The sequence below is a fragment of the Arthrobacter sp. HMSC06H05 genome, from assembly GCF_001807395.1.
Taxonomy (GTDB): domain Bacteria; phylum Actinomycetota; class Actinomycetes; order Actinomycetales; family Micrococcaceae; genus Pseudoglutamicibacter; species Pseudoglutamicibacter albus.
Genome location: NZ_KV788977.1, coordinates 144,457 through 157,617, shown reverse-complemented (window position 1 = coordinate 157,617; position 13,161 = coordinate 144,457). Strand labels below are relative to the sequence as shown.

General features: G+C 60.6%; 9 protein-coding genes and 1 tRNA gene. 3 read left to right on the top strand and 7 right to left on the bottom strand.

Annotated features, from left to right (window positions below; all coding sequences use genetic code 11):
• Nucleotides 1–38: 38 nt before the first annotated feature.
• The 4 genes from HMPREF3160_RS03270 to efeU all read right to left on the bottom strand — a co-directional run bounded on the left by HMPREF3160_RS03270 (nucleotide 39) and on the right by efeU (nucleotide 4,133).
• Complete coding sequence (locus HMPREF3160_RS03270) at nucleotides 39–452, bottom strand: Fur family transcriptional regulator (RefSeq protein WP_070507058.1); 414 nt, start codon at nucleotides 450–452, stop codon at nucleotides 39–41.
• A gap of 149 nt (nucleotides 453–601) precedes the next feature.
• Nucleotides 602–1,909: an iron uptake transporter deferrochelatase/peroxidase subunit gene (gene efeB / locus HMPREF3160_RS03265; protein WP_070507055.1), complete on the bottom strand. Its 1,308-nt coding sequence runs from the start codon at nucleotides 1,907–1,909 to the stop codon at nucleotides 602–604.
• A complete protein-coding gene (gene efeO, locus HMPREF3160_RS03260) occupies nucleotides 1,909–3,159 on the bottom strand; it encodes an iron uptake system protein EfeO (protein ID WP_070490432.1) in 1,251 nt (416 codons plus the stop codon). Before efeO ends, efeB begins: the two co-directional genes overlap by 1 nt.
• Nucleotides 3,156–4,133: an iron uptake transporter permease EfeU gene (gene efeU, locus HMPREF3160_RS03255; RefSeq protein WP_070507053.1), complete on the bottom strand. Its 978-nt coding sequence runs from the start codon at nucleotides 4,131–4,133 to the stop codon at nucleotides 3,156–3,158. The genes efeO and efeU overlap by 4 nt, the downstream gene beginning before the upstream one ends.
• Before the next feature lie 218 nt (nucleotides 4,134–4,351).
• Between efeU and HMPREF3160_RS03250 the strand changes: the two genes are divergently transcribed.
• The gene (locus tag HMPREF3160_RS03250) at nucleotides 4,352–5,710 is read left to right on the top strand and encodes an NAD(P)-dependent alcohol dehydrogenase (protein ID WP_083285373.1); all 1,359 of its coding nucleotides are present in this window, start codon (nucleotides 4,352–4,354) and stop codon (nucleotides 5,708–5,710) included.
• Nucleotides 5,711–5,799: 89 nt separating this feature from the next.
• Nucleotides 5,800–6,225 (top strand): HIT family protein, encoded by a 426-nt coding sequence (locus HMPREF3160_RS03245; RefSeq protein ID WP_035754574.1) that lies wholly within the window; start codon nucleotides 5,800–5,802, stop codon nucleotides 6,223–6,225.
• A 50-nt stretch (nucleotides 6,226–6,275) separates the two neighbouring features.
• On the opposite strand, the gene hrpA is transcribed toward HMPREF3160_RS03245, so the two are convergent.
• From hrpA to HMPREF3160_RS03230, 3 genes are all read right to left on the bottom strand, one after another.
• Nucleotides 6,276–10,355: an ATP-dependent RNA helicase HrpA gene (hrpA, locus tag HMPREF3160_RS03240; protein ID WP_070507050.1), complete on the bottom strand. Its 4,080-nt coding sequence runs from the start codon at nucleotides 10,353–10,355 to the stop codon at nucleotides 6,276–6,278.
• 73 nt (nucleotides 10,356–10,428) lie between these two features.
• Complete coding sequence (locus tag HMPREF3160_RS03235) at nucleotides 10,429–11,205, bottom strand: NAD(P)-binding domain-containing protein (RefSeq protein WP_141739804.1); 777 nt, start codon at nucleotides 11,203–11,205, stop codon at nucleotides 10,429–10,431.
• A 47-nt stretch (nucleotides 11,206–11,252) separates the two neighbouring features.
• Nucleotides 11,253–11,325: transfer RNA gene (locus tag HMPREF3160_RS03230), tRNA-Arg, on the bottom strand.
• Nucleotides 11,326–11,479: 154 nt separating this feature from the next.
• On the opposite strand from HMPREF3160_RS03230, the gene argS reads away from it, so the two are divergent.
• Nucleotides 11,480–13,120, top strand: coding sequence for an arginine--tRNA ligase (argS, locus tag HMPREF3160_RS03225; RefSeq protein WP_035754578.1), 1,641 nt, complete (start codon nucleotides 11,480–11,482; stop codon nucleotides 13,118–13,120).
• Nucleotides 13,121–13,161: the final 41 nt, after the last annotated feature.

Genomic DNA, 13,161 nt, shown 5'->3' with positions numbered 1-13,161 from the left:
CGCGCGCGGGGTACTGGCCCTAACAACACCGGTGTCGTTTATCGGTTGCGGGAGCACTCAGGGCAGTAGCCGTTGAGTTCGAGGTTGTGGTCTACGCCGGTGAAACCGTAGGCGGCGGCGAGCTCGTCGGCCCATTCTTCGAGCTCGGGGGCGTCAACTTCTTCCGCGGACCCGCACTGGCGGCATACGAGGTGGTGATGGTGGCCTTCGTCGTGGCAGCGGCGAAAAGCCATCTCGCCGCTTTCAGTACGGACCTGGTCAACAACCCCGTCTTCATGCATTTGGGTGAGCGACCTGTAGATGGTTGCCAGCGAAACCGTATCGCCATGGCTGAGCATGCACTGGTGAATCTCTTGTGCGGTACGGAAGTCTTCGTGGCGGCGGAGCTCTTCCTCAAGAAGCGCGCGTTGACGAGTGTTACGACGCACAGTTGTTGCCGGTTTCTTCGACATGCGTTCTCCTAAACTCACAACCTGGTCAGGGTTACAGCTGCATAGGTTACAGCCTCGATGCTCTTTCAGCATGACAGTCATCTACAGGTGCCACCAGTTTAGTGCGCCCGTGTAGTGCACGTGCTTGCCCTAGGAGTACTGCAACACTCCTAGGCTTCAAGCAGGGCTTGCCCCACGTATCCTTCCGCGCCCACTCCCGGAGGGACTAGATACACCCCGGAGCCGGTGGTTTTAAGGTATTCGACGAACATCTCATCGCGTGACATGTTTCTATGTACCTGAGCGAATCGAGCGGGGTCGTTGACGAACGCAATGAAGAACAGGCCTGCGTTGAGGCGTCCTTGATCGTCGTTGCCATCCACAAAGTTGTAGCCGCGGCGCAACATGCGAATGCCGTTGTTGTTGTCTGGGTGCACACGAGCCACATGCGAGGTCTCCTCGACTAACGGATTCCCTTGGCTATCGAGCTTGTGGAAGTCCACGGCAGTGAACTCGTCGCCGCCAGAGAGGGGAGCGCCGTCATGCTTGAAACGGCCGGTGACCCGTTCCTGTTCGGCTAGTTGGAGTGTGTCCCATATTTCGATCGTCATATAGATACGCCTGGCCACCAGGTAGCTGCCACCGCGTGCCCATTCGGGGCCGGAGGTAATCCATACATGCTCGTTGAGGGCATCGGTGTCTTCGGCTTTGATATTGGCCGTACCGTCTTTCTGCCCGAAAAGGTTGCGCGGCGTTTCTTGGCTGCGCGTGGTTGAGGAGGTGCGCCCGAACCCTAGCTGTGACCATTTGATGCGGGTTTTGCCTACCCCTATCCGGGTGAGGTTGCGGATCGCATGCACCGCCACTTGGGGGTCGTCCGCACAAGCCTGGATGCATAGGTCGCCTCCGCAGCGGTGAGGATCCAGAAAGTCATTGGTCATCACGGGCATGTCGATGAACTCTTTGGGCATGTGCTTACGCAATCCGAAGCGGTCTTTCCCGTCTGCGGTAACGAACAGTGAGCGGCCAAACCCGAAAGTCAGCGTCAGGCCGGCCGGGTCGAGATCGTATGCTTCACCGGTGTCATCTGGCGGGAAGTTCGGCCCGCCCCCAAAAGCGCCTCGCGCTGTTGTCTCACCACCCAAGACGAGGCGACGTGCCGCTTGGGTCCAGTCTTTTAAGACCGCGATAACGTCCTCGCGTGTGGCTCCGTCCACCATGTCGAAAGCGGCGAAGTGCATGCGGTCTTGCGCTTCGGTGGTGATTCCTGCTTGGTGCTCGCCTTCGAAAGGATATGTACTCGCTATCTCGGTGGGTTCTGTCTGGGAACGAGTTTTTCCCCAGGTGAACCCTGAAGCGCCTCCCAGGGCCAGTCCGGCGGCCCCGGCGCCGATCGCGCCGAGCAGACTGCGACGTCCAACGTTTCGGCTCGGTTCTGACTGTTCGGTTTCCGCCGATTTCTTATCCGGTTCGGTCATCACTTGATCTCCAAGACGGTTCCGGTGAGCTTGGATAGGGGTTCACGGAGTTTGTCGATCTGGTGGGTCAGCTCGGCTTGCTGTTCCGCTGTGACGGTGTCGTAGCTGACGAAGCCTTTGTCCAAGCTTCCGTATTTACCCAGTAGACGGTTGAGTTCGGTATATTCCTCCTCAATTTCTTTTATAAGCTTTTCGCCTTCGGCACCCTTGCGTTCAGCGATGGGTTTCACGAGGTCAAACGCAATCTTGGAGCCTTCGACGTTCGCTGCGAAGTCGTAGAGGTCGGTATGCGACCACCAGTCTTCTTCACCGGTGACCTTGCTGACGGCTACTTCTTCCAACAGATCTGAGGCCCCGTTAGAAACAGTTGCGATGTTGATCTGCTGATCTTTGATGAAAGTATCGGCCTCGACGGTCTTGCGAAGTTTCTTTACATCGGCTTTCAAAGAATCCGCAATCCGCTTGCGGTCCTTAGCGGTGGATGGTTTCCACTCGGCAAACGCATCAGAGCCGTCCGCGTTCTTCTCACCCTTCTTAGGTGGGAAGAGGTCTTTCTCCATGCGGTGGAAGCCGAGCCATTCCGTGAATGTTGGGTCGTCCTTCTTGAGGATGTCGGCCTCGGCGAGGTAGTCGACTTCGCGGTAGTCGATGCGCGGATCGAGCACACCCAAGGCTTCAGCGATAGGTTCGATGCGTTCGTAGTGCGTGCGTGTTGGCGCGTACAGCTTGCGTGCCTTATCGTCATCACCGGCCGCGTAGGCTTCAGCGAATTCAGTCACTTTAGGCTCAAGCTCGGTGACTTCCTTCTTCACGAACGCAACGTAGTCTTTGACGGCCTTGTCAAAGAGCTCCTTGTCCTGACCGGAGACCTCAACAGGCTTGCCGGTGACTGTGAACTGAGCTTCACCAACATTTGCTCCACGTAGCCCAGGCTTACACGCCGTGAAATACGTTCCTGGTTGGAGTGAAACGGAGAGCGTGGCTTCGGCGCCGGGAGCGATGTTCTCCTTTTCCGCTACGATGCGCAGTTTGTCTTCGCCTAAGAGGTAGAACTCCGTGACGATATCGCCTTCGTTTTTGATGGTGAATTGGCGAGAACCTGACTCCGCAGTATCGCTGGATACCGAGCATTCCGTATTCGTTGCCTTGACGTTGAGCGCACCATCAGATGCGTTAGGCTCACACGCCGTCAGCGCGGCCATCGTCAGGGCTATAACAGGCACGGAAGAAACGCGGATGATCTTTTTCATAGGTTGTCCTCACTCGTTGAGACTGATTGGGGATGTGGAACTGGTTTGGACTCGTTGGCCTCAGTGCGCCTCGGGTTCTTGGCTTCGCGTGCACGCCGAATAAACCTCGGGATCACAAGGACCATGTAGATAAACCATGCGAGTACTTCGAGCCACGACATTTGCGGAACGAATCCGACTGTTCCTTTGAGGAATGTGGCGAGCACACCGGAGGGGTCAAGCACATCGGAGATGTCGAAGGCCCACCCGAAAGGGAAAGCCGCACCCCAGAACGGGTAGGTGAAGAATCCGGTCAGGACTTCGCCGGTACGCGGGTGCGTAGGTGTGATGGGTGCACCGGAAAACGGTCCAGGCAGCACCGCGGCTTCCTGCAGGTCATGGATGCCGTATGCCAGCACACCGCCAGCCACCACGATGAGGGCGGCGCCTGACCACGTAAAGAAGGTGCTTAGATTGAAGCGGACGAGCCCTTTGAAGAGCGCCCAGCCCAGCGCAACCGCGACAATCACACCTGTCAACGCGCCCATGATCGCCAGTGGTTCGTTGACCCACCCCCACAAAATAATGGTGGTTTCGATCCCTTCGCGGCCCACGGAGATGAACGCGACAAAGAAGACGGCATATCCCACACTTTTGCGGCGGGCACGCAGCTTGTCGATGTCGCCTTCGAGCATCGCGTTCATTTTCTTGCCCGCGTTGAGCATCCAAAAGATCATGCCGGTGATCATGACAACGGCCAGGATCGACATCGAGCCGCCGATGATCTCCTGCGTGCGGAAGGTCAAACGCGAACGGCCAAAGGTACTCACTGCACCAATTGCTGCGGTGAGCACGAGGGCTATGATCACTCCGCTCCACATGGGGCGCAGGCTGTCACGGCGACCCAGTTTGCCGAGGTAGGCAACTAAAACGCCGATGATGAGCGAGGCTTCCAGGCCTTCGCGCAATCCAATCAACAGTGAAGCTAAGAACATTGAAATCCGAACTCGAGAACGGGGCACGGGGTCAAAACCCGCAGCCTCATCTAATTAGCGAATGATTCTATTCGCTAATTAGATGAGGCTAACCTATATCAGGCTGTTGGGTGAAAAAAGTCGGTTACGTTACACAGCCCAAGGGCTACCAAGCTCAGAGCCGAGTTGTGGGTCCAACGCAACGACTATGCAAGGGTGGAATCAAATAAAGTAGAGACATGACTCCTGCGAAGATCCCTTCCGTAGCCGTTCTCGCTGAAGCGCGCCGCCGCGCTGAACAAGCCGCCCACGATGCCGACGCCGCCAACAGCACTCAAGCCACGAGCGTTGATGCGCAACAAGACAAACCCAGCCCAGCGGCAGGGGAGCACGAAGACGAACCTGACCCGCGCATCGGGCGTAAGGACAAGGTTCTGCCAGCCCGTTTCGCCCAAGCAGGACAGCAACTCTTCACCTCTCAGGAATGGGAGGCCCAGCGGCTCGCCGCCTTCCAAGGCCACGCACACGAAGCGCTCGCCGTGGGCGTGCGGGAACTGGGTGGTCCGCTCGAGCAGTTCGCGATCCCACGTCGTGCGGCCGGGCCTCGGGACATCGTGATCGACCTCGAATACTGCGGCCTGTGCCACTCGGACGTCCACACCGCCCGCGGCGAATGGGGTTCCCGCGCGCTACCGCTGGTGACGGGACATGAAATGGTCGGGCGTGTGTGCGCGATCGGTTCTGAGGTCTACAACCGGCAGGTCGGCGAGCGCGTGGGCGTGGGGTGCATGGTTGGTTCGTGCCGTGTGTGTGAACCGTGCAAACGTCAAGATGAGCAGTTCTGCATTCATAACGCGGTGGGCACCTACGGTGCATGGGATGCCCCGCATTCGGAGCGGACGCAGGGCGGGTATGCGACGAGCATCGTGGTGCCGGAGGATTTCGTGCTGAGCATCCCGGAGCAGATCGGCCCAGCGCACGCCGCGCCGCTGCTGTGCGCAGGGATCACGATGTATGCGCCACTTGAGGATCTGCGTGTGGGGCCGGGGGACAAGGTAGCCGTAGCTGGTATCGGCGGTTTGGGACATATGGCGATCAAGCTGGCAGCCGCGATGGGCGCCGAGGTCACAGCGTTGACGCGGACTCCAGCGAAAGCTGAGGACGCCCGTCGGCTAGGTGCCCACGACGTCGTGCTCACCACGGATGAAGACGCTCTGGATGCTGCCCGTGGCCGATTCACGGTGCTGGTGGACGCGATTTCTGCGCCGCACGATGTGGGTGCACTGTTGGATCTGTTGGCTCCGCGAGGCACCGTGGTGCTCGCGGGCCTGCCGGCAGATACGGACGGCGCGGCGATGCCGTTGGTTGATCCGCGAACGCTAGTGAACCGGGGCCTGCGTCTGGCTGGCACTAAGATCGGCGGGATCGAGCAGACTCAGCGGATGCTTGAGTTCTGTGCCGCCCACGGTGTTGTCCCGGACGTCGAGATTGTGACCGCAGCGGACATGAACGAGGCATGGGACCGGATGGTCGCCGGTGAGCTCCACTACCGTGGGGTGCTCGATATCGGTAGCTTGGAATCCAACCTGAACGCCTAGCGAGGGCGTGAGGATTCAGGGCCCGCAATTCAGAGTAGACACTAAAAACTAGACGGCCCGCGGGGGCGGGTTGTTGGAGAGGAAGTTCCGTGGCAACGTTGTTTACCCGCATCATCAATGGAGAGCTTCCCGGCCGTTTTGTGTGGTCGGATGAAACGTGTGTGGCGTTCTTGTCGATCGGTCCCATCACTCAGGGGCACACGCTCGTGGTCCCGCGTGAAGAGGTCGATAAGTGGACGGATGCCTCGCCGGAGTTGATCGCGCACTTGTCTACGGTTGCTCAGACGATCGGTCAGGCGCAGCTCAAGGCGTTCGGTGCTGAGCGCGCGGGCCTCATGATTGCTGGCTTCGAGGTTGATCACTTGCACGTTCACGTGTGGCCGACCAACTCGCTTGAGGACTACAGCCTCGATAATGTTCAGAATGATGTGGCAGACGAGGTCTTCGATGAAGCCCAGCGCAAGATTCTCGATGCGCTCAAGGCGGCGGGCCACGAAGCCAACCTGCCTCAATAGCGCGGCGGATTGCCGCGGCAACTCCCGCAGTATGGCGGGGCGTTCCGCGGTTAGTGTTGGGCTTCTCGCAGCGCGGTTCGGATCCGTTTAGGGGATACGGACCGCGCTGTTCCCAATTCTTGGGCGAACAGCGACACGCGTTGCTCTTCGAGCAACCATTTGATGTCCAGGAGCTTCTCCGAGGGTGCGGTGCCTTGTGGGACGGCATCGAGGGCGTTGTCGTAGGCGTCTTCGAGCTCTTGGATGATGTCGGTGTTCTCGAGGTCGCGGGTCAGCGCCCCGGCCTCAACCTTCTCCATCCGCTTCTCAATCGCCTCCATATAGCGCGGCAGGTGCATCACGTTGTGACCGCCCGCCGCGGCAACGAACCCGGGATACAGCAGTCCGCGAAGTTGGGAGCGGATGTCTGAGACCGTATCGGCCAACGCGCTCGAGGTGTTCGAATCGAGGCGCGCCTGAACCCGGTTAGCGCTTGCCAGTGTCTTCTCGAGGCTCTTGATGAGCCCGAGTGTGGCCTCTATCAGCTCGCCACGCACGTGGTTAAACAGCGCCTTAAACCCGGCCTCATCCAGAGGCGCGTGCGGTGGGGTCAGCTGGTCGATCGCGGCGTAAACGGCGTCCTTGACGAACGTGTCTACGTCCCCGTGCGGGGTACGTGCGAACGCTATCTTTTCGCGGCTGGTCAGGTGATCCATGACGTAGCGCTGAGGTGAAGGCACCGTGAGCGCGAGCAAACGGATAGTCCCGCGGCGGTGGCCCGTGACGCGTTCGGACTCGGAGCGGTAGATCGTAACTCCCACGGCGTTCGTGAGGTCGCTCAGCCCCGGATAGCCGGTGATGTCACGGCCACGCACGGATGCTGAAACCTCGTGCGGGAAGCGGTTCTCAGGTAGCCCGGAAGGCCACTGGGTGAGCCCGCGCTGCTCCCACATACTGGATGCCTTATCAGCGCCCGATGCGGTGCCCGGGTTCTGTTTGGGCCCTGGCTTAGGTGCTGGCTTGCCGGCAGGCTTAGGCGTTCGCTTGCCCGCACCCTGTTTCTGGTTGCCGCCTCCCGCGCGCCGCTTCGCCTCACCGAGTTGCTCGGCAGAAACCCCGAGTTCGGATGCGATCGCCGCCCGGTTCTGGCTCGCAAGCTGAGCCTGCAGGGCGCTCAGGTCCTTCGAATCGCCGAGGATCTTGCCTCGGGCACCGATCACCTGGAACGTCGGTTTCAGATAGTCCGGCACCCGGCCCCAGTCCCAAGACCCTTCAGGGATCACCTCGCCGCGCAGCCTGCGCAGAACCAGTTCGAGGCTCGGAAGCAACGCATCGGAGGCCGGATCAAAGCTTTCAGCCAACGCATCAGCGGCGGCCTGTGCAACATCGGGCGCTGGGACGAAAGCCTTCCGCACCTGTTTAGGCAACGAACGGATCAAAGCCGTGATCAGCTCGACCCGGAACCCCGGAACATGCCACTGGAACGGCTCGGGGCTCAGCTGGTTCAAGAACACGATCGGCACACGAACATACACGCCATCGCGGCCCGCGCCCGTGGGATCGAACGCATAACGCAACTCAAGCGAGAGATCATCATCCACACGCCACTGCTGCGGGTACGCATCGTGATCAAGCTCTTCACCATCGGCCTGCAGAAGCTTCTCCGGATCGAAATCCAGCAGGTGCGGATCCTCGCTGCGGGCCCCCTTCCACCAACGGTCCAGAGCCCGTTGATCAGAAACATGCGCGGGGATGCGCTGATCATAGAAATCAAAAAGCGCATGATCATCAGCCAATAAGTCATGGCGACGCATGCGGGTCTGCATCTCTTCAACCTCACGCAAACGCTTCAGATTGCGCCGGAAGAAAGCATGGCGCGTATCCCAATCACCCTCGACCAGCGCATGCCGGATGAACAGCTCGCGGGCCAGCGCCTTGTCAATGCGGGATAACTGTGCCCGGCGGCGAGCAACCACCGTGACACCGAACAGCGTGACCTTCTCATAGATCAACGCCGCCCCCTGCTGACGCGACCAGTGCGGCTCCGAATGCGAAACCTTGATCAGGTGTGGGGCGAGCTTCTCAACCCAGTCCGGGTTGAACTCAGCGACCGTGCGCGCCCACAGTCGCGAGGTCTCCACGAGTTCTGCGGCCATCGCGAACTCCGGTCTACGTTTAGCCAAAGCAGAACCGGGGAAGATCGAGAACCGTGTACCCCGGGCGCCAGCATACTCACGCTTGCGTTCATCCCACGAACCGATGTGAGAGAGCAACCCGCTCAGCAACGACATGTGGATCGCATCGTGCTTGCTGACCGGATCCACATCCCGGTTCGGTACCGAAATCCGTAGAGGCTTCACAAGTTTTCGCAACTGCTCGAACAGGTCCTGCCACTCACGCACCCGCAAGAAGTTGATGAACTCCGCGCGGCACAAACGCCGGAACGCCGAGGATGACAACTCACGCTGTTGCTCCTGCACGTAACGCCACAGATTCAGCAAGCCCGTGAAGTCTGAGGTCTTATCTGAAAAACGTGAGTGCATCTCGGCGGCTTTAGCGCGGTTACCGGATTCCTCCGATGGCCGCTCCCTCGGATCCTGAATCGACAGTGCGGCAGCGATCACCAGAACCTCAGTAGCCGCCGAATGCTTCGCGGCCTCCAGAATCATGCGGCCCAAACGCACATCCACCGGTAAACGCGCAAGATCCCGCCCAATGCGCGTCAACGGACCCCGCGGACGTTGAGGCACGCGGCCGCGACGGCCGCGTGGCTTGCGCTGTTGTTGCCGGCCGCTTTGATCCTGTTGCCCTGGCTCGGTGAGCGCGCCAAGCTCACGCAACAGGGTCACACCGTCACGCACCGCACGCGCCGGGGGAGCCTGGACGAACGGGAACTCGGCGATATCGTCCGGAGTCTGGATGACCTTCATCGCCGCCATCTGCAAAATCACAGACGCAAGATTGGTGCGCAGAATCTCCGGGTCTGTGAACTCCGGACGGGATTCGAAATCCTCTTCCGAATACAAACGGATAGCAATACCGTCAGCAACACGGCCCGAACGGCCCGAACGCTGCCGGGCAGAAGCCTGCGAAATCCGCTCGATCGGCAAACGCTGAACCTTGGTGCGGGTCGAATACCGCGAAATACGAGCCAACCCCGTATCCACCACGTACCGGATCCCAGGAACCGTCAACGAAGTCTCCGCGACGTTGGTGGCCAACACGATCCGCCGCTTGGAACCCGGCGCGAAAATACGGTGCTGTTCCGCCATCGACAACCGACCAAACAGCGGCAAAACCTCACTGTTACGCAACCTCGGCGTAGAACCAATGACCCCGTTGAGAGCTTGCTGCGCGTCCCGGATCTCACGCTCGCCGGAGAAAAACACCAAGATATCCCCGGGGCCTTCCGCGGCCAACTCCTTGACCGCATCGACCACCGCCGAGGTCATATCGACATCAGCCGCCGCCGAATCCGGATCCAACTCATCCGCGCCGTCGTTCGGGTCCTCACCCACAGGCCGGTAGCGGATCTCCACGGGATAGGTGCGGCCTGAAACCTCGATGATCGGAGCCGGAGTGAGCTCACCAGCGGGATCCTTGGTGGCGAAATGCCGGGCGAAAGACTCCGGGTCGATCGTCGCCGAGGTAATGACAACCTTGAGGTCCGGCCGCTCGGGGAGGAGACGTGCGACGTGGCCTAAGAGAACGTCGATGTTGAGCGAGCGCTCGTGCGCCTCGTCAATGATGATGCCCGAATAACGCGACAGCTGCGGATCGCCCGCGATCTCCGCGAGCAAAATGCCGTCCGTCATGAGCTTGATGCGGGTCTTCTTAGAGGACTCATCCGTGAAGCGGACCTGATAACCCACGTCATCGCCGATGGTGGTGCCCAGCTCCTCAGCCAAACGCTCAGCCACGGAACGCGCGGCGATACGGCGAGGCTGGGTGTGCGCGATCATGCCGCGCTCACCCGGAGCGGCGTCGGCAACACCCAAAACCTCGGCGAGCATCTTAGGGAGCTGGGTCGTCTTACCCGAGCCTGTTTCACCCGCAACCACGATCACTTGGTGATGCGTGAGTGCCTCAACGATCTCGTCGCGTGCGGCAGAAACCGGAAGCTCAGGAGGGTAAGAAATGCTCATCGACATGGTGAGACCATTCTAAGGTCGGTGCGAGTTGTAAAGGCGGCAGGCCTGCGGTCTGCAACTGCGCGCAACCACGCTAAGCGCCAGGCAGGGAAGCCTCGGCGGCGGCTTCCCACGAGAAATCAGAAGCGAGAGGGGAGCGGCGCGTATGAGCGAGCGCCCACGGGCCACCCACCTCGATCAACGCGGACTCCTCGATCCCACCGATGACCCGCGGGGCGAAACCCATGTGAGTCAACAGATCCAGGACTGTGTGAACCCGGGGATCGCTCGCTGGCGCGGAAGCCACGAGCGGCAATGCCGCAGGAGCCGAGCCGTCGGCGCCGAGCGCGGCGGCCTCGGCCCACACCGAGGCATCAAGGTGAGTCAAACCATGAACATGAACACATCCGGCAGGCAATCGCTGAGCAAGCTCTTCGCCAGCGGAACCAGCCGGAACATACATCGCCTGCTTAGGGCCCAACGCGGTCATCTCAACGGGATTCGAGATATCCACCACCGCAGCACGAGCCAACGCCTCACCCAGGCCAGTAACAACGTCGTTGATCGCCGAGCCAAACGGCAGAGCAAGAAACACAACATCAGCCGGCGGCACAGCCGCGCCATCCTGAGTGAAACCGGCAACAGCGCTCGCCGCATCGGGGGCCGCAACCACCACATCGTCTGCAACCGCCACATCGTCGACAACCACGCTGTCTTTCACCGCATCGCGGGCATCCTGAACAACCCACCCCAGCGTCTCAGCGTTACGCGACCACACCACCAAACGGCCACGCCCCGCCAACGCACGGGCACACAACGGAGCCAACTCCTGAGCCGCAAACCCAGAACCCAACAACGTAACCGTCGTCACGAAACCACCCTGCACAAACAACGAAACCCCATGCTTAAACGAAAAAGCGCCCCCGAAAGGATTCGAACCTTCGACCTTCCGCTCCGGAGGCGGACGCTCTATCCACTGAGCTACGGGGGCACAGCCATGCAGAATGTAAGACCGTCCTCGACAATAGCACCCCAGCGGGCGCCCGAGCGAATACGCCTCACCCGCAACCGTCACAACCGGTGCGTACTGACACATCCGCAATCCGCGATGCAACCGGTGCCAAGCCTCGGTAGGATTGAGCTTTGTGACTCCAGAACAGCTTTCCGCGCACCTTACCGAGATCCTCAACACCCTCAGTAACGAGGGGCGACTGAACGTCGAGCTACCAGAAACCGTCAAGGTAGAGCGACCAAAGAACCGCGACCACGGGGACTGGGCGACCAACATCGCCCTCCAACTCGGTAAGCGAGCCGGGCTCGCACCACGCGAGCTCGCCCAGATGATCGCCGAAAAGCTCACCGCAATCCTAGGTGTCGCCGCCGTCGACATCGCGGGCCCAGGGTTCATCAACGTGACCCTCGACACCGCGGCGGCCGCCGAGATCGCCCGCGGAATCGTCGAAGCGGGCGCAACCTACGGTCACAACGATGCGCTCGCCGGCCACAAAATCAACATGGAGTTCGTCTCCGCTAACCCGACCGGCCCGCTACACATCGGCCACACCCGTTGGGCGGCACTCGGGGACTCGATCGTGCGGATGCTGCGCGCATCCGGCGCCGATGTGACCGCCGAGTACTACATCAACGACGCGGGCTCCCAGATGGACGTATTCGCGACCTCGATCTACCGGCGCATGCACGGCCTCGAAGTCCAAGAAGGTGGCTATCCAGGCCAATACATCGCTGATATCGCCGAGCAGATCCTCGCAGAAGACCCCAGTGTCAAGGAGCTCGCCGAAGCCGAAGCGATACCCGTGTTGCGTGAACGCGGCTACACCCTGCAGATGAAAGACATCAAAGACACCCTCGCCGACTTCGGTGTGTACTTTGACGTCTACTTCCCAGAATCCGATCTGCACAACCAAGGCAAGGTCGAAGAAGCAGTCGCCCGACTGAGGGAACAAGGCCACGTGTTCGAAGAAGACGGGGCAATCTGGCTGCGCACTTCCGAATTCGGTGACGATAAAGACCGCGTCCTGATCCGCTCCACCGGGGCGCCGACCTACTTCGCCGCCGATGCCGCCTACTACCTCAACAAGCGTGACCGCGGCTTCGCCGAGAAGATCTACCTGCTCGGTGCCGACCACCACGGCTACATCGGCCGCCTCAAAGCCATCGCAGCCGCCGCCGGCGACGACCCTGCTGTCAACCTTGAGGTGCTCATTGGCCAGCTCATGAGCGTCAACGGCGCCCGCCTGTCCAAGCGTGCCGGCAACATTATCGAGCTCAAAGACCTCATCGAATGGCTCGGGACCGACGCGCTGCGTTACTCGCTCGGACGCGTACCGGCTGACTCGCCGATCGACCTCGACCCAGAGGTTCTGCGCACCGCAACCAACGAAAACCCCGTTTTCTATATCCAGTACGCCCACGCTCGCTCCCGCCAAGCCGCCCGCGCGGCAGCCGACCGCGGTGTGGACCGCTCCGTGTTCGACGCGAGCCTGCTGAACCATCCAACCGAAAACGACCTGCTGGCAGCGCTCACCGCCTATCCGTCGGCCGTGGCCGCGGCAGCCGAGCGCCGCGAACCGCACCGTGTAGCCCGCCACATCGAATCAGTCGCGGCCGCCTACCACACGTGGTACGCCGCATGCCGCATCACGCCAGTAGGTGATGAGCCAGTCGAAGACGTGCACCGCACCCGCCTGTGGCTCAACGACGCCACCACCACGGTGATCGCCAACGGACTCGAACTGCTCGGTGTGAGCGCGCCAGAAAAGATGTGACACTACTAGAGCGCGTGCACTAGCAGACGTGACAGCACACT

What these genes read in the sequence shown, in the direction of transcription:
- HMPREF3160_RS03270 (WP_070507058.1), bottom strand. Translation starts at nt 452, where the DNA reads ATGTCGAAGAAACCGGCAACAACTGTGCGTCGTAACACTCGTCAACGC.
- efeB (WP_070507055.1), bottom strand. Translation starts at nt 1,909, where the DNA reads ATGACCGAACCGGATAAGAAATCGGCGGAAACCGAACAGTCAGAACCG.
- efeO (WP_070490432.1), bottom strand. Translation starts at nt 3,159, where the DNA reads ATGAAAAAGATCATCCGCGTTTCTTCCGTGCCTGTTATAGCCCTGACG.
- efeU (WP_070507053.1), bottom strand. Translation starts at nt 4,133, where the DNA reads ATGTTCTTAGCTTCACTGTTGATTGGATTGCGCGAAGGCCTGGAAGCC.
- HMPREF3160_RS03250 (WP_083285373.1), top strand. Translation starts at nt 4,352, where the DNA reads ATGACTCCTGCGAAGATCCCTTCCGTAGCCGTTCTCGCTGAAGCGCGC.
- hrpA (WP_070507050.1), bottom strand. Translation starts at nt 10,355, where the DNA reads ATGTCGATGAGCATTTCTTACCCTCCTGAGCTTCCGGTTTCTGCCGCA.